The sequence below is a fragment of the Kitasatospora sp. NPDC057936 genome, from assembly GCF_042887525.1.
In the GTDB taxonomy this organism is placed as follows: Bacteria; Actinomycetota; Actinomycetes; order Streptomycetales; family Streptomycetaceae; genus Kitasatospora.
Genome location: NZ_JBHVPD010000045.1, coordinates 60,529 through 74,778, shown reverse-complemented (window position 1 = coordinate 74,778; position 14,250 = coordinate 60,529). Strand labels below are relative to the sequence as shown.

At 74.5% G+C, this 14,250-nt stretch carries 14 protein-coding genes; 3 read left to right on the top strand and 11 right to left on the bottom strand.

Going from position 1 to position 14,250, the window contains the following annotated elements; all coding sequences use genetic code 11:
• Positions 1–110 precede the first annotated feature (110 nt).
• Entirely contained in the window at positions 111–683 is a 573-nt protein-coding gene (locus tag ACFVU9_RS23410) for a transglutaminase family protein (protein WP_387596153.1), read from the bottom strand.
• A gap of 156 nt (positions 684–839) precedes the next feature.
• On the opposite strand from ACFVU9_RS23410, the gene ACFVU9_RS23405 reads away from it, so the two are divergent.
• Positions 840–1,262 (top strand): DUF3052 family protein, encoded by a 423-nt coding sequence (locus tag ACFVU9_RS23405; RefSeq protein WP_387596150.1) that lies wholly within the window; start codon positions 840–842, stop codon positions 1,260–1,262.
• Between the two features lie 145 nt (positions 1,263–1,407).
• Here ACFVU9_RS23405 and ACFVU9_RS23400 read toward each other — a convergent pair whose 3' ends face one another.
• The 10 genes from ACFVU9_RS23400 to ACFVU9_RS23355 all read right to left on the bottom strand — a co-directional run bounded on the left by ACFVU9_RS23400 (position 1,408) and on the right by ACFVU9_RS23355 (position 12,328).
• Positions 1,408–2,106, bottom strand: a complete 699-nt coding sequence (locus ACFVU9_RS23400) for a DUF4232 domain-containing protein (protein ID WP_380442730.1) — start codon at positions 2,104–2,106, stop codon at positions 1,408–1,410.
• Between the two features lie 354 nt (positions 2,107–2,460).
• Entirely contained in the window at positions 2,461–3,735 is a 1,275-nt protein-coding gene (locus ACFVU9_RS23395) for an MFS transporter (protein WP_387596147.1), read from the bottom strand.
• A 34-nt stretch (positions 3,736–3,769) separates the two neighbouring features.
• On the bottom strand, positions 3,770–4,819 hold the full coding sequence (locus ACFVU9_RS23390; protein ID WP_387596144.1) for a polysaccharide deacetylase family protein: 1,050 nt from the start codon (positions 4,817–4,819) through the stop codon (positions 3,770–3,772).
• Complete coding sequence (locus tag ACFVU9_RS23385; RefSeq protein ID WP_387596141.1) at positions 4,816–6,192, bottom strand: condensation domain-containing protein; 1,377 nt, start codon at positions 6,190–6,192, stop codon at positions 4,816–4,818. Before ACFVU9_RS23385 ends, ACFVU9_RS23390 begins: the two co-directional genes overlap by 4 nt.
• 97 nt (positions 6,193–6,289) lie before the next feature.
• A complete protein-coding gene (locus ACFVU9_RS23380; RefSeq protein ID WP_380505857.1) occupies positions 6,290–7,429 on the bottom strand; it encodes an acyl-CoA dehydrogenase family protein in 1,140 nt (379 codons plus the stop codon).
• A 56-nt stretch (positions 7,430–7,485) separates the two neighbouring features.
• Positions 7,486–8,235, bottom strand: coding sequence for a class II aldolase/adducin family protein (locus ACFVU9_RS23375; protein ID WP_380446819.1), 750 nt, complete (start codon positions 8,233–8,235; stop codon positions 7,486–7,488).
• Positions 8,232–9,083, bottom strand: coding sequence for a dihydrodipicolinate reductase C-terminal domain-containing protein (locus tag ACFVU9_RS23370; RefSeq protein ID WP_387596137.1), 852 nt, complete (start codon positions 9,081–9,083; stop codon positions 8,232–8,234). The genes ACFVU9_RS23375 and ACFVU9_RS23370 overlap by 4 nt, the downstream gene beginning before the upstream one ends.
• On the bottom strand, positions 9,076–9,339 hold the full coding sequence (locus tag ACFVU9_RS23365) for a phosphopantetheine-binding protein (RefSeq protein WP_380446824.1): 264 nt from the start codon (positions 9,337–9,339) through the stop codon (positions 9,076–9,078). The genes ACFVU9_RS23370 and ACFVU9_RS23365 overlap by 8 nt, the downstream gene beginning before the upstream one ends.
• 62 nt (positions 9,340–9,401) lie before the next feature.
• Positions 9,402–10,844: a class I adenylate-forming enzyme family protein gene (locus ACFVU9_RS23360; protein WP_387596133.1), complete on the bottom strand. Its 1,443-nt coding sequence runs from the start codon at positions 10,842–10,844 to the stop codon at positions 9,402–9,404.
• Positions 10,845–10,849: 5 nt separating this feature from the next.
• On the bottom strand, positions 10,850–12,328 hold the full coding sequence (locus ACFVU9_RS23355; RefSeq protein WP_387596130.1) for a nitroreductase family protein: 1,479 nt from the start codon (positions 12,326–12,328) through the stop codon (positions 10,850–10,852).
• Between the two features lie 643 nt (positions 12,329–12,971).
• Between ACFVU9_RS23355 and ACFVU9_RS23350 the strand changes: the two genes are divergently transcribed.
• A complete protein-coding gene (locus tag ACFVU9_RS23350) occupies positions 12,972–13,673 on the top strand; it encodes an alpha/beta fold hydrolase (protein ID WP_380495970.1) in 702 nt (233 codons plus the stop codon).
• A gap of 119 nt (positions 13,674–13,792) precedes the next feature.
• Positions 13,793–14,086, top strand: a complete 294-nt coding sequence (locus ACFVU9_RS23345; protein ID WP_387596127.1) for a hypothetical protein — start codon at positions 13,793–13,795, stop codon at positions 14,084–14,086.
• The last annotated feature ends 164 nt before the right edge of the window (positions 14,087–14,250 follow it).

Here is a 14,250-nt window from a genome sequence, read left to right as displayed (position 1 = left end):
CCACCCCCCCGGGCAGGCCCCCAGTGCCCCCGGGCCCGGGCCCCGCCGTGCCCGGCGCCGGACGGGCACCACCCCGGGCGCGCCACGCCCCGGGCACGGCGGTCGTCCGCTCAGTCCGGGAGTTCGCCCGGGAGGTAGCCGTAGCCGGACTCGCCCGGCACCGCCCGGGCGAGCGCCCGGAGCAGCGGGGCGGGCGGGGCGGCGAAGACTCCGGGGTAGTCGCGCTCGCCCAGCTCCGGGCGGACCGGCCAGGCCAGCCGTTCCGTCTCCAGGTCGTACCGGGCGTCCACGCCCTCGCGGTTGCCCCGGGCGTCCAGGCGCGACCAGCGGCCGTCCAGGTGCACGGCGTTGAGGCCGTGCAGCACGAAGCCGCCCTCGCCGTCCTCCAGGCGCTGGTAGCACAGGCCGGCCGGCACACCCTGGGCCCGCAGGAGTGCGGCCAGCAGGTGGGACTTGCCGTGGCAGATCGCGTTGCGCGCGGCCAGCACCTCGGAGGCGCGGAACGCCCCGCTGTACGCGCCCGCGTCGGCGGAGTGCCACACCCGGTCGCGCACGTGGTGGAAGGCCGCCTCGGGTGTGGCCAGCTCGGCGGCCAGGCGCCGCAGTTCGGGGTGCTCGTGGTCGATCACCTCGTCCGCCGCGAGGTAGGCGGCGAGGTCGTCGGTCTCCGGTTGAAGGATCATGGTGTCCACGGTGTCGCGCGCACCGCCGCCCGCGGGCGCAATTCCACTCCCTGGACAGTGGGCTTCCCGGGGCCCGCACACCCGGGGTGTCCTACGCGTCTGGTTGGCTGCTCGCCTGCGGGGCGGTCGGCGCCCCGGGGCGGGAAGGAACAGCGAATGGCGACGTCGGAGGAGGAGCGCGGCGACCGCGCCCTGCGGCTCGGGTTCGAGCACGGCATGGTCGTCCGGGAGGAAGGCTACGGCGACGACATCGACCAGGGCCTGCACGACAGCGTCGACTCGGTCGCCGGGCAGGGCCTCCTCGACCTGGACCTGGAGGGCGTGATGGACGCCGTGCTCCTGTGGTTCCGCGCCGAGGACGGCGAGCTCACCGACCTGCTCGCCTACGCGCTCGACGAAGTGGGAGGGGTCGAGGAGCGCGGCCTGATCTGGCTGCTGATCCCCGAGTCCGGCCGGGAGGGCCACGTCGGGCCGGACGTCGTCCGGGACGCCGCCCGGGCCGCGGGCCTTCCCGCCGCGAGGCCCGCCGACGTCGCCGAGGGCTGGGACGGCTTCTGCTTCACCCTCGGCGGGCGCTGACCGCGCCCGGCGCGGGCCGAGCGGCTCCACGACCTCGACGGGCGGGTGTTCACCCGGGGCTGACGGGGTGCGCCGCAGCGCCGACGGGGTGCGCGGGTGCGGGACCAGGCCGACGGGTCGCGGCCTGGCTCGCGCTCGGTGTGCGTCAGGAGGGGCTGGTGGCCAGCAGGGCGGTGGTGGTCACCTTGTTGTCGCACTCGGCGAACAGGCCGTCGTCCAGAGCCACTTGGTGTGCTCCCGCGCCGCCCGGCAGGCCCAGCACGAGGGTGGGGTAGGCGACCGGTGTGGCGCCCGAGACGCAGTAGCCGTCGGCCTCGCCCTGGACCTGGACGAAGGTGAGCTTCACCCAGGCCTTGCCGCCCGGGGCCAGCTTGACGGGCGCCGCGGAGCCGGTGTGGGTCACGGCGAGCGGGGCGTTGTGGTCCGGCGAGCCGTTGGCCGCGCCGGCCACCGTCGGGAAGCCCTCCAGCGTGCACGGGTGCGCGGAGCCGTTGGTGAAGGCGACGATCGCCGCTCCGATGCCCGTGCCGTTGGGACGCTGCTTCGCCTGGTGGGCGTCCACCTTCAGGTCGCCGGGCGTGCAGGTCGGCGCCGCCGCGCCGGACGGCGTGGACGACGCGGCGGCCGTGACGGGGGCGGCCGAGGGCGTGGCGCCCTTGACCGGGGCCGCGGGCGTGGTGCTCGGCGCGGTCGGGGCGGTCGCCGCCGACGACGGGGCCGCGGTGGTGGCGGGCTGGTCGTCCCCCGGTCCGCAGGCCGTGATCACCAGGGCTGCCGCGGCGGCCGAGACCACGGCAACCGCGGGTCTGAGGGCCTTCTTCGCGTACTGCGTGTTCTGCTGCATGTCTCCCCCGAAGGATCGAGTGGTACCGGTCCAGTACCGGCACCTGCCCCGTACACACCGCCGTTGCGCCGTCGGTTCCTCAGGCGGGCGGCTGTGACAGGACGGTGACGAGATCTTTTTCCGCCCTTGGCCGACCGGCCGCAACGGTACTCGGGGAGGGACGCGAAAGAGGCCCGGCACCCTGGTGGGTGCCGGACCTCGTCCGGTGATGGAGCGCCAGGCCCGGGTCGCACGGACTCTTCCTACTGAAAGTAGGACGTGCTCTGGTAGCACCGCTGACGCCTGTTCGGGAGATCGTTTCCTCCCGACGGGAAGAACAGTAGCAGGTCAGCGGCCGTGCGGGTGACGGGGTGGTCAGGCTTGGGCGGGGACTCGGCGCAGGTTGCGGATGGGGCGGGTGAGGAGGAGGGCGGCGGCGGTGCAGAGGGCCACCACGACGCCGACCTGGAGGACCCGGTCGGTGCCGAAGGCGCCGACGGCGGGGCCGGCGAGGGCGCTGCCGATGGGGTACATGCCGACGGAGCCGGCGACCTCGTAGGCGTGGACGCGGTTGAGGACCTCGCCGGGGACCTGGGTCTGGACGCTGGTGGCCCACATGACGCCCCAGATGCCGACGCCGACGCCGACGCCGAGCTGGGCGGCGGCGAGCAGCCAGACGGGCCAGTCCAGGACGATGCCGAGGGGGTAGAGGGGGTAGGCGAGCATGGCGGCGGCGCCGGCGGCCAGGGGGCGTTCGGGCTTGTAGCGGATGGCGATCAGGCCGCCCGCCACGGTGCCCGCGCCGAGGGCGCAGTTGAGGAGGCCGAAGGCGGTGGCGCCGTGCTCGGGGACGATGACGCCGGCGGCGACGGACAGCTGCGGGCCCCAGGACAGGACGGCGAAGACCATCCAGATGACGATGACGCCCCACAACCAGCTGCGGGAGCGGAATTCGTGCCAGCCGACGGCGAGGTTGTGCCACAGGCTCTCGCCGGCCGGCGGGGCGGGGACGGCGCCCAGGCGAAGGACGAACAGGCAGGTGGCGCTGGTGGCGTAGGCGAGGGCGGAGATGGCCATGACCCAGCCGGTGGCGCCGAGGCCGACGAGGGCGCCGGCCAGGGCCGGGCCGCCGAGGCCGGTGAGGGCCTCGGAGGTGCGCAGGACGCCGTTGGCGCCCTGGACGTCGCGGGAGACGAGGGGGACGGTCGAGGAGGCGCCGGGCTGGAACATGGCGTTGGCGGTGCCGGCCACCACGAGCAGGGTGTACAGCTGCCACAGGTGGTCGATGCCGTGGATGAACAGGAACGCGAGGAGGGTGTGGGCGACGAGGTTGGCGAGGTCGGCGGCGATCATCATGCGGCGGGCGGTGAAGCGGTCGGCGAGGACGCCGCCGAACAGCACCAGGCCGGCGAACGGGCCCACCAGGAAGGCCATCGAGTAGCCGGCGGTGTCCAGGCCGTAGCCGCCGCTGAGCAGGCCGGCCGAGACGGCGACCGGGAGCATCGCCCAGCTGAGCAGGCCCGCGCTGCGGGCGGTGAAGTAGTAGCGGAAGTTGCGGGACCAGATCGCCGGCTCCCCGGACACCTGCTCCCCTGCCGACGGGGCCTTCGAGGGCGCCGCCGTGGTGTGGTCTGCCAACTGATCTGTCATGGTGTGTCGTTGCTCCAGCTGTCGGTCGTGGTGTTCAGGGTCGGGTGACGGGCGGCGGGTCGAGCTCCCCGACGGTGACCGGTTCCAGGCCGCGGTCGAGCAGGCCCTCGATGATGGCCGGGAGGGCCTGGACGGTCTGGCCGCGGTCGCCGGCGCCCTCGTGCATCAGCACCACCGAGCCCGGTCCGGCGGACTCCAGGACGGTGGCGGCGATGCGCTCCGGCCCGGGTCTGGACCAGTCGCGGGAGTCGACGTCCCACAGCGTGAGGGCGGTCGGGTGCTCGTCGAGGGCGGCGAGGCCTTCGGGGCTCAGCGCGCCGTAGGGCGGGCGGAACCGGGTGGGGGCCGTGCCGGTGACCCGGGCCACCGCCTCCGTGGTGCGGTCGAGCTGCTCGCGCAGCTGGTCCGGTGTCAGGTCCGGCAGGTACGGGTGGGACCAGGAGTGGTTGCCCACCTCGTGGCCGGCCGCGGCGATCCGGCGCACCTCGTCGGGCAGGGCCGTGACGTGGTGGCCGACGCAGAAGAACGTCGCCCGGACGCGGTAGCGGTCCAGGATCTCCAGCACCCGCCGGGTGTGCACCGGATCGGGGCCGTCGTCGAAGGTGAGCGCGACCCGGGCAACGTCCCGGCGGCCGTGCTCGAAGCAGCGTCCGGCGGCCGTCATCGCCGTCCGGATCGGCTCGGTGCGCAGCACGACCTCGTGGTACTCCTCGGCCCGGCCGGTCAGGCTGCCGCCCTCGGCGGTCACCCGCGCCAGCGTGCCGGGGGCGCTCCAGGCCTGCTCCGCCAGGCGTGCGGCCGGGACGGAGCCGAATCCCGGCCGGGGCGGCAGCACCCAGGGGTCCGCGCGGAACACCTCCAGGCCGGCCGCCGTCATCGGGCCGTCGAGCAGGCCGTTGGTGCTGTCGAGCACCACGGCCGGCACGCGGCCGTCGCCGCCCAACTCCCTGATCCAGGCCATGAGTTCGGCGACCTCGGCGGCGCCCCAGCGGCTCGGCTCGGCCGCCCTGCGGCCGGCGCCGTCGACGACCTCGACCTCGTAGCCCGCGCCCGTCCAGGCGATTCCCGCGTAGCGCGCGCTCACTCCTCCCCCAGGGCGAGCGCCGCGGTGACGATCAACTGCTCGACACCGCGCAGGAATTGCTCCATACCCGCGCGGGTGATGATCGCCGGGTCGGCGGTCATGGCGAGCTCCAGGACGCCGGGGGCGGTCAGCACGTCCACCGCGATCGAGACGTTCGTACGGGGCAGGAAGTCCGTCGGCCAGCTCAGTTCGGTATGCGCGGCCAGTTCGCCGAGCGGTGCCTTCGGGCGCTCGACGGTGTCGAACGGGCCGCTGCCCGGGTCCCGGGTGTCGTTCCACCAGTACGAGTGGTCACCCGCCTCGCCGCGCTCGACCAGCCGTGCCACCTCCCGCTCCAGCGCCCACTTGTCGTAGCCCGCGTGCCGGAACGCGCTGAAGGAGACGGACCGGGTGCGGCGCACCGCGTCCGCGAAGTCCTGGTCGGCGTCGGTGAGGAGGAACACCGCCTCCTGCGCCATCGTGCTGACCGACTCGGCGGCGGCCGGCTGGAAGCGGTTGCTCACGACCACCTGGAACAGGACGTCGCCGCTGCCGGACATCCGGGCCAGCTGGTGGGAGGCCGCGCCCAGCAGCACCGCGGCGTCGCTCACCCCGAGGTCCGCCGCCACCTGCTCGACGGCCACGGCCAGCGCGGGCGAGCGCAGCAGCGCGTTGGGGAACAGGCGGCCGGGGTCGGTGACCCTGAGTTCCGGCGCGGCGGGCTCCCGGAAGATCTGCCGGGGGCCGGCGGCCAGCCGTTCGCACCAGTAGCGGCGGGCGCCCTCGTCGCGGCGGCGCCCGAGCGGCGAGGCCTGGACGGCGGCGGCCTCCAGCGGCTGGAGGGCGGGGCGCGAGCGCAGCAGGTCCTCGGCGCGCTCCCCCGCCTCGATCAGGGCGAGGTCGCGCAGCATCCGTCCCTCGCCCCACAGGTCCATCGCGGTGTGCGAGGCCGCCAGTACCAGGCGGTGGACCAGGCCCTCGCACTCCACGAGGCCGACCCGGAAGGGCCACTCGCGTACGTGGTCGAAGGGGCGGCCCGCCAGTTCCTCCATCAGGGCCGCGCCGACGGCCGGGGCCTGCTGCGCGGAGCACGTCCGCACCGCCACCGCAAGCTCGCCGCTGCCGTCCACGACCTGCTCCAGCCCGTCCTCGCCGGCCGGCAGCAGCCTGGTGTGCAGGCTGTCGTGCATCCGCAGCAGCTCCGCCAGGTCCGCGAGGACGCGGGCGGCGGGGCGCGGCGGGGTCAGGGGCAGGTCGAGCCGCAGGTTGTACCGGGGGGCGTCGTCGCCCAGCCGGGTGACGACCCCCCAGATCGCCCGCTGCCCCCAGGTGGCCGGGCCGGTTCCGGACCTCGCGGAGTCCAGTGTGATGGTCCGTTCCTCGACCGTGGTCATCGTGTTCCGAACTTCCCTTCGGTTGCCTCGTGCGAGGCGGTGCGTGGTGGCGGGGGGTGTGGGGGCGGGGGGTGTGGGGACGGCTTCAGGACAAGCCCTAGTCCAGGCCCTGGGCGATGACCATGCGCTGGATCTGGTTGGTGCCCTCGACGATCTGCAGCAGCTTGGCCTCGCGCATCCAGCGCTCCACCGGGTGGTCGGCGACGTAGCCGGCGCCGCCGAGCACCTGCACCGCGTCGGTGGTCACCTTCATCGCCACGTCGGTGGCGAACAGCTTCGCCTTCGCCGCCTCCAGCGAGTACGGCCGGCCGGCGTCCTTCAGCCGGGCGGCGGCCAGGGTGAGCGCCCGGGCCGCGGCGATCTGGGTGGCCATGTCGGCGAGCATGAAGCCGACGCCCTGGAAGGAGATGATCCGCTGCCCGAACTGGCGGCGCTCCTTGGCGTAGCGCACCGCGTAGTCGGCGGCGGCCTGGGCGATGCCGACCGCGCAGGCCGCGATGCCCAGCCGGCCGCAGTCCAGGGCGCCCATCGCGATCAGGAAGCCCTTGCCCTCCCGGCCGATCAGCCGCTCGGCCGGCACCCGGACGTCCTCGAAGCCGACCTGGGCGGTGGGGTTGGCCCACACGCCGAGCTTGCGCTCCGGCTCGTGCACCACCATGCCCGGCGTGCCGCCGGGGACCACCAGGCAGGACAGGCCCCGGGCCCCCGGGCCGCCGGTGCGGGCGAACACGTTGTAGAAGTCGGCGTGCCCGGCGTGGGTGACCCACGCCTTCGTCCCCGTGACGCGGTAGCCGTCGTCCTGGCGCACCGCGCGGGTGGTCAGCGAGGCCGCGTCCGAACCGGCCTCCGCCTCGGACAGGCAGTAGGCGCCCAGGAGTTCACCGCTGAGCATGCCGGGCAGCAGGTCCTCGCGCTGCGCCTGCGTGCCGTAGGCGGCGGTGCCGAAGCAGGCGAGGTTGTGCACGTTGACCGCCTCGGCCACCGCGAACCAGTGGTAGGCGATCTCCTCCAGCGCCTGGAGGTAGACCTCGTAGGGTTGGCCTGCGCCGCCGTACTCCTCGGGGTACGGCAGGCTCAGCAGCCCGGCCTTGCCCAGGGTGCGCACGATCTCCCGGGGGAACTCGTGGGCCGCTTCGAACTCGGCGATGCGGGGCGCGAGTTCACCGGCCGCGAGCTCCCGGACCAGGCCGAGCAGATCGGCCGCCTCCTCGGTGGGCAGGATGCGCTGGACCTTCAACGGACGACCTCCGTGGGTGTTCGGGTGGGGTGGGCGGGGTTGGGGCACGCCCTGGGTCAGGCCAGGCCCCAGGCGGCGGTCTCCGGCCAGTGCCGGGCGACCTTGCGGACGGCGTAGTCCCAGTAGGAGCGCACGGAGAGGTCGGCGTAGATGAAGTCCTGCTTGGCGGCCACGTCCCGCTCGGTGGACCAGGTGTACGGGACGCCGGTGCCCTCGGCCGTCAGCTGGAGCCGGCAGGCCCGCTCCAGCACCTGGGCGAAGACGGACGCGTGCCGCACGCTCTTGCCGACGATCACGCCGCCGTGGTTGCGCAGCAGGACGGCCGGGTGCTCGCCGAGGTCCCTGGCGATGTGGTCGCCGGTCTCGATGTCGAGGACGGTGTTGCTGGTCTCGGTGAACAGGCCGATGCGGTCGCGGAAGTAGGCGCCGTCGTGCGAGATCGGGCGCATCGGCAGGTCGGTGGCGCCGAACAGCAGGGTGTGGGGCGCGTGGCTGTGGACGATGCCGTTGACGTCCGGGCGGGCCCGGTAGATGGCCTGGTGCAGCGGCAGTTCCGGCGGGGCCAGGGGCGGCGCGGGCAGGGTGTGGTCCACCGGGCAGCGCACGACGTTCTCCGGGGTGGCCTCGTCGAAGCCCACCAGCGCGTTCTTGATGAAGAACTCGTCGCGGCCGGGGATCCGGGCGGAGATCTGGCCCTGGTTGAAGTCGTCGTGGCCGTCGAGGGAGAGCATCCGGGCGCCGGTCGCCACCTGGAGGACGAGCCGGCGTTCGGCCGGGGTCGGCGGCACCGGTTCGGCGGTGGTCATGTCGCGCTCCTCGCGGTCGGGGTCGTCGGGTGTGTGGGGGCCGTCGGGTTTGCGGGGCCCGTCGGGTGTGCCGGGGCGGTCGGGTGTGCCGGGGCGGTCGGGTGTGTGGGGGTGGTCAGTTCGTCGAAGACCGTGCGCATGGTGACCAGGCCGGGGGACGCGGTGCGGGCCCAGGCGGCGGCGGCCAGTGCGCCCCGGGCGGGCACCGTCCAGCTGCCGACGTGGTGGCGCACGTGCAGCGCCTCGCCGTCCCAGGTGTGGGTCAGCTCGTGCTCGCTGACGGGCAGTCCGGCCCGCTCGTCGGAGATGTCGGCCACCGCCGGGCCGCCGGCCCGCGCCCAGGTGTCCGCCAGTGCCAGCGCGGTGGCGCTCGGCCGGTGCGCCTTGCCGAGCGGGTGGCGCTCCCGGACGGTGGTGGTCGCCTCGAAGCGGCCCGTGGTGAGGGCGGCGGTGAGCTCGGCGATGCGCACCTGGAGGTAGTGGCCGAAGGCGAGGTTGGTGGCCCGGACCACCGGCACCTCCTCGGCCAGTTCCGCCAGCGCCTTCCATTGGGTGTCCGTCAGGTTGGACACGCAGGCGACGAGCGGGACCCGGCGGGTGGCGCAGTAGTCGAGGACCTCGGGGTGCGCGTCGGGCGCGCTGGCGTCGACGAGGACGTCCGGGACGGCCTCGGCGGCCCAGCCGCCGCGGCGGGTGGCGGTGAGGGTGACCCTCGTCCCGTCCGCCTCGCAGAGCGACCTCAGCGCCGAGCCGAGCCGGCCGAGGCCGACGATCCCGATGGTGGGGCGGGGCTGCCTGGCCGTCGGCGCCTCGGGCGTCGGGGTCCCGGGCGTCGGCGCCTCAGGCATCGGCGCCGATGCCGCTGGCGACGACGAGGGCCGTGACGGAGTCGATGGACTCGTAGTGCTCGATGGGCGCTTCCGGGTCCAGGTAGACGCCGACCTCGTTCTCGATGCTGTCGATCAGGCGCATGTAGGAGAGCGAGGAGTACCCGACGTCGCGGAGCGAGTAGTCGGCTCCGGCGAGTTCGTCGGCGGAGACGCTGCCGTCCCCGGCCGCGATGGCGAGTTCGAGGATCTTGGCGCGCAGGGCGGTGTTGTCCATGGGGAATTCCTGTGTCTCGTAAGGGGTCTTGGGGGTCGTGGGGTTCTTTGGGGTCTTGGAGGTCAGTTGCCGGGGGACGGCTCGGTGAGCAGCCGCCGCAGGCGCTCGATGGACGGCTTGCCGATCGAGTTCGCCGGGATGCTGTCCACCGGGCGGAGGATTCCGGGCACCTTGAACGCGGGGAGCGTGGCCGCGCAGTGGGCGCGCAGGGACTGTGCGGTGACGCCGGGTTCGACGGCGACGACGGCGGCCAGGGTCGGTTCGCCGTGCTGGTTCTCGGCCTCGAAGGCGACCGCGTCCAGCACTCCGGGGGCTCCGCGCAGCACCTCGGCGATCTCGATCGGGTCGATCTTGCGCCCGCCCACGTTGACCAGCCGGCTCGTGCGTCCGGTCAGGTGGAGCGCGCCGTCGACCAGGTGGCCCTGGTCGCCGGTGCGGTAGTAGCCCTCGGCGTCGACGCGCTCCTCGAAGACGCCGGGGGCGTTGAGGTAGCGCGAGCCCATCGACTCGCTCCGGACCCGGATGCCCTCCTCCGGGGCGAGCAGCCGCACACCGGGCAGGGGTGCCCCGAGCCCGCTGCCGGCGCCGTCGGCGGCGAACGTCAGCGGACCGGTCTCGGCGACGCCGTAGTAGTTGTGGACGGGCACGCCGGTGAGCCGGGTGAACTCCTCGCGGACGCTCTCGCGCAGCGGGGCGCCGGAGGAGATCGCGGTGCGCACGCCGGCGAAGCCCTCCTTCGGCGCGCGCCGCACGATCGACTCGTACAGCGCGGGGAAGGCCACCAGCCGGGTGGCGGCGGTGCTCTCCAGGAGCCGTACGACGCGGGTGGCGGTGGGCAGGCCGTGCGACAGGTGCAGCGAGGCGCCCGGCAGGAAGGCCGCCAGCAGCGAGGTGTTGAAGGCCAGGCCGTTGGAGAGCGCGGCGAAGCAGGCGATCCGGTCCTCGGCCGAGAGGCCGGTTCCCTTGACCCAGTTGGCGGCCGCCGCGGACACCGCCGCGCCGGAGAACTCGATGCAGTTGGGCCGTCCGGTGGAGCCGGAGGTGAAGCGGCAGACCTCGGTGTCGTCCAGCAGCTGCGGTCGGGGGGTCTCGGAGCGGCGCACCCGGCTGACCGTGAGGGCGCCGAACTCGCCGTCTCCCGGAGGGGTTTCGTCCACGATGGCGTCGACGTCCGCGCCCGGGGCGTGGATCAGCAGGTCCAGCCCGCAGTCCTCAGCGATCCGGGAGAGTTCGAACGGCCCGAAGGCCGAGTCGGCCAGGAACGGGACGCCGCCGGCGAACAGCACCGCGAGGTAACCGACCACGTAGTCCGCGGAGTTGGTGGCGTAGAGGCCGACCCTGGCGCGCTCGTCCGGTACGTCGAAGCGGGCGATGCGCTCCGCGGCGGCGCGGGCCCGGTCGGCGAGTTCGGCGTAGCGCAGCGATCCGCCCGCGTCGGTGACGGCGACGCGGTCGCCGTGGCGGGCGAGGACTTCGGTGAGGACACCGGGAAGGACGGGGTTCATCGGGTTCACCGCTCGTTCTGGGCGTGCGCGGTGGCAAGCCGGTCGAACTTGACGCCCGAGTCGTCCGGGCGGCCGAGCAGCAGGGCGTAGAGGATCTCGTCGTCCTCCGGCAGCCCCGCCAGCGTGCGCCACAGCGGCGAGTCGAAGCCGCCGATGGCGGTCACCCCGACCTCCGCGCGGTTCGCGCCGAGGTAGAGCAACTGGCCCAACGCGCCGCAGCGGAAGGCGAGTTCGCGCAGGCTCTCGGCGCCGGCGGCCGAGCCGGCGCCGGCGAGCGAGGTGCGCGGCACGTGCAGCAGCAGGACGGCGCCGGCCCCGGCGAGGGCGCGCTGCTGCATGCAGGCCCGGGCCACCTCGTCGGTGGACGGCAGCCGGCCCGGCTGCCGCTCACCGGTGTCCAGCCGGTACACCGCGTCCCGCCCGGGCTCGGTCGTCGAGCGCAGGACGAGGGTGGCGGACAGCGGGGAGATGCCGGGCAGGTCGGTCTCCAGCGGTGTCGACAGGGCCGAGACCGCCCGCCAGACGGCGTCGGCGGAGACGGGTTCGCCGGTGAACGCCTTGCTGGAGACGCGCGTCCCGATCAGCTCCGGCCATCCGCTCCGCTCCCCCAGGCCGCCTTCGCCGGGCGATGTCTGACGGTCGGTCCGGATGTGTGCCAGTGGAGCGGGCGCGGTGCGGGGTGCCGGAGAGCCGGGGTGCTCGGGCCACACGGCGAGGGAGTCCCAGCACGCGCTCTCCAGCCACGACCGCCAGGTGGGCCCGCGCAGGTCCCGGTCGGTGCTGTCGTGCACCGTCCAGCGGGTCCACGGCCCGTCGGCCGCGCCCGCCGTGTCCGCGGCGGCCGGCACCAGGACCGCGGAGTGGATCTCCCGGTGGTTCTCGCCCGCCTCCAGCAGCTCCGAGAGGGGTTCCCTCGGGAAGCGCAGCCGCAGCGTCCCCCGCGCCCCGCGGCCGGCCGCGGCCAGGACGAGGTTGGCGGCCGCGTGGCCCGCGTCGAGCTGGGTGTACAGGTATCCGCGGTCGCCGTACTTGCGCATCGACAGCCAGGGCCGGGTGAGGGTGACCACCAGGGCTCCGCCGTCGTCCGGGACGGCCAGCGCGGACGCCGCCAGCGCGGCGGCGACCCGCTCCCCCGCGGCCAGCCGGGCGCAGATGCGGCGGTCGGCGTCGAGCCGGTAGGCCGTCGGCACCCCGTCCTCCACGGCGAGGACGGCGAACTCGTACGGGTACACGGCCCCGGCCGACGGCACCGCCCGCGCCACGTACGAGCCGCAGGCCCGGTTGGCGCGGCTGGTGAACACGCCCTCGTCCACCATCGACAGGGCCCGGCGCAGGCCCGGGGCGGCGACGGGCTCGGCGGGCGGCTCGGGCGACGCCGGCGGCAGGGCCACCCGGGCCCACAGCTCGTCGGCGCGGCCCGCGGACGCGCCCCGGGGCGCGTCGGCGACCGCCACGGACTCCTGGGTGATCAGATTTCCTTGCACGTCTGACGCAGACCTCCAATTCTCTGGCAATCCACCAAATACGCATGCGGGAGACGGCCGGAAAAGCGGGCAGGCGAAATCGGCCCACCGCACTTTTCGGCAGCCCGGTGCACCACGGAGGAAAATGTGGGGGGATACCGCAAAAGCTTGCAACGGTGCCCTCGGCGGGGCATTTCCACTGCCCTCGACCAGCACCGACGGGTTCTCGGATCGCGAGACGGACTATTCGACGGTCATTCGACCGCGCGGCACCGGCCGTGCCGCGCCGCCCCCGGCGACCACTCGCCCATTCGTCCCCCGTCTCACGATGTGACACGTACCCGATCCACGGCCCGAACCACGTGAACCACGTGAACCCATGATCGGTTACGGCCGTTGCCAGCATGCCAAGCACGCCGGGCAATGGTCAAGACCAATCCCGATAACGCCGCAGGATGAATCCAGCCAACCGGGTGAATGCTGTGAATCGGACATCAATGCGGATCACACATCAATGCGGATTGCCCGCCCCTCACCGACACCCCGGACAACCTCGGCAATTCGTCCCGGCCGGCGCCGACCGGGCCGGTGTCGGTGGCGCCCGATAGCGTCGAAGGGCACGCAGGAGGCGTGCGGGTGGCGACCCGCAAGGAGGAGGACCGCGATGGCGACCTTCACACTCGTTCCCGGGGCCGACGGCCGGGCCTGGTTCTGGCACCGGCTGGTGCCCGAGCTGCGGGACCGGGGGCACGACGTGGTCACGATGGACCTGCCGGGCGACGACTCGGCGGGCCTGGAGGAGTTCGCGCAGGCGATCGTCTCGGCGGTGGAACGGCACGCCGGCCTCGCCACTCCCCTGGTCCTGGTGGCGCAGTCCCTCGCGGGTTTCTCGGCTCCGCTGGTGTGCGGGCGGCTGCCGGTGCCCGTCGCCGAGCTGGTGCTGCTCAACGCCATGGTCCCGGCCCCCGGGGAAACGGCCGGGCAGTGGTGGGAGGACACCGGCCAGGCCGAGGCCCGCTCCGACTACGCGGCGGCCACCGGGCGCGGCCCCGATCCCGGGTTCGACCTGCGGACCGACTTCTTCCACGACGTCCCGGCCGAGGTGACCGAGGAGGCGCTGTCCGCCGGCGGCTCGCCGCCGCCCTCCGCGCTGTTCGCCCAGCCGTGGCCGCTGACGCGCTGGCCGCAGGTGCCGACCCGCTTCCTCCAGGGGCGGGAGGACCGCTTCTTCCCCCTGGAGTTCCAGCGCGGGATCGTCCGGGAGCGGCTGGGCCTGGAGATCGAGGAGATCCCCGGCGGCCACCTGGCCGCACTCAGCCGCCCCCGGGAACTGGCGGACGCGCTGCTGCGCACGGTGCCCGCGTAGCCGCGGGTGCCGTGCGGGCGGGCTGGGTCCTTCGGCGCGCTCAGGCACCCCAGCCGGTGTCCGGGGTGACGGCGGGCGGGGCGGGCGGGAGGGAGACAGGGCGGAGGGCGGCAGGGGCGGTGTTCCGCCGCGAACTGCCCTCCGTGGTGCCCACGACGCTGACCGGCCTGGGCGCGTCCCTGGCCGCGCTCGGCCGGGAGCAGGAGGCCCTGGAGGCCCTGGCCGAGGCGCTCGGGGACCGCAGCGCCGCCGCCGTGGCCCTGTACACGACCGCCACCGTGCACGCCTGCTCCGGACGGACCGGCGCCGCCCGGGACTGCTGGACCCGGGCCCTGGCCCTCGCCCGTCGCACGGGCCTCGCGAAGGTGACCGACGACAGCCTCGACGGACTGGAGTCCCTGGCCGCGTCCTGAGCCGGCCCGTGTCCGGCCGGGCCCCTTCGGCTTCGGCGGCGGCTTCCCGCGGACACGGTGGTGGGGGGGGGGGGGGGGGGCGCCCCCCCCCCCCCCCCCGCCGCCGGGGGGCGCGCGGCGCACCAGGGGGGGCCGCGGCCGGGGCGGGGGCCGCGCGAGGGGAA

Coding starts and splice junctions, on each gene's coding strand:
- ACFVU9_RS23410 (WP_387596153.1), bottom strand. CDS start 683: ATGATCCTTCAACCGGAGACCGACGACCTCGCCGCCTACCTCGCGGCG.
- ACFVU9_RS23405 (WP_387596150.1), top strand. CDS start 840: ATGGCGACGTCGGAGGAGGAGCGCGGCGACCGCGCCCTGCGGCTCGGG.
- ACFVU9_RS23400 (WP_380442730.1), bottom strand. CDS start 2,106: ATGCAGCAGAACACGCAGTACGCGAAGAAGGCCCTCAGACCCGCGGTT.
- ACFVU9_RS23395 (WP_387596147.1), bottom strand. CDS start 3,735: ATGACAGATCAGTTGGCAGACCACACCACGGCGGCGCCCTCGAAGGCC.
- ACFVU9_RS23385 (WP_387596141.1), bottom strand. CDS start 6,192: ATGACCACGGTCGAGGAACGGACCATCACACTGGACTCCGCGAGGTCC.
- ACFVU9_RS23375 (WP_380446819.1), bottom strand. CDS start 8,235: ATGACCACCGCCGAACCGGTGCCGCCGACCCCGGCCGAACGCCGGCTC.
- ACFVU9_RS23370 (WP_387596137.1), bottom strand. CDS start 9,083: ATGCCTGAGGCGCCGACGCCCGGGACCCCGACGCCCGAGGCGCCGACG.
- ACFVU9_RS23365 (WP_380446824.1), bottom strand. CDS start 9,339: ATGGACAACACCGCCCTGCGCGCCAAGATCCTCGAACTCGCCATCGCG.
- ACFVU9_RS23360 (WP_387596133.1), bottom strand. CDS start 10,844: ATGAACCCCGTCCTTCCCGGTGTCCTCACCGAAGTCCTCGCCCGCCAC.
- ACFVU9_RS23350 (WP_380495970.1), top strand. CDS start 12,972: ATGGCGACCTTCACACTCGTTCCCGGGGCCGACGGCCGGGCCTGGTTC.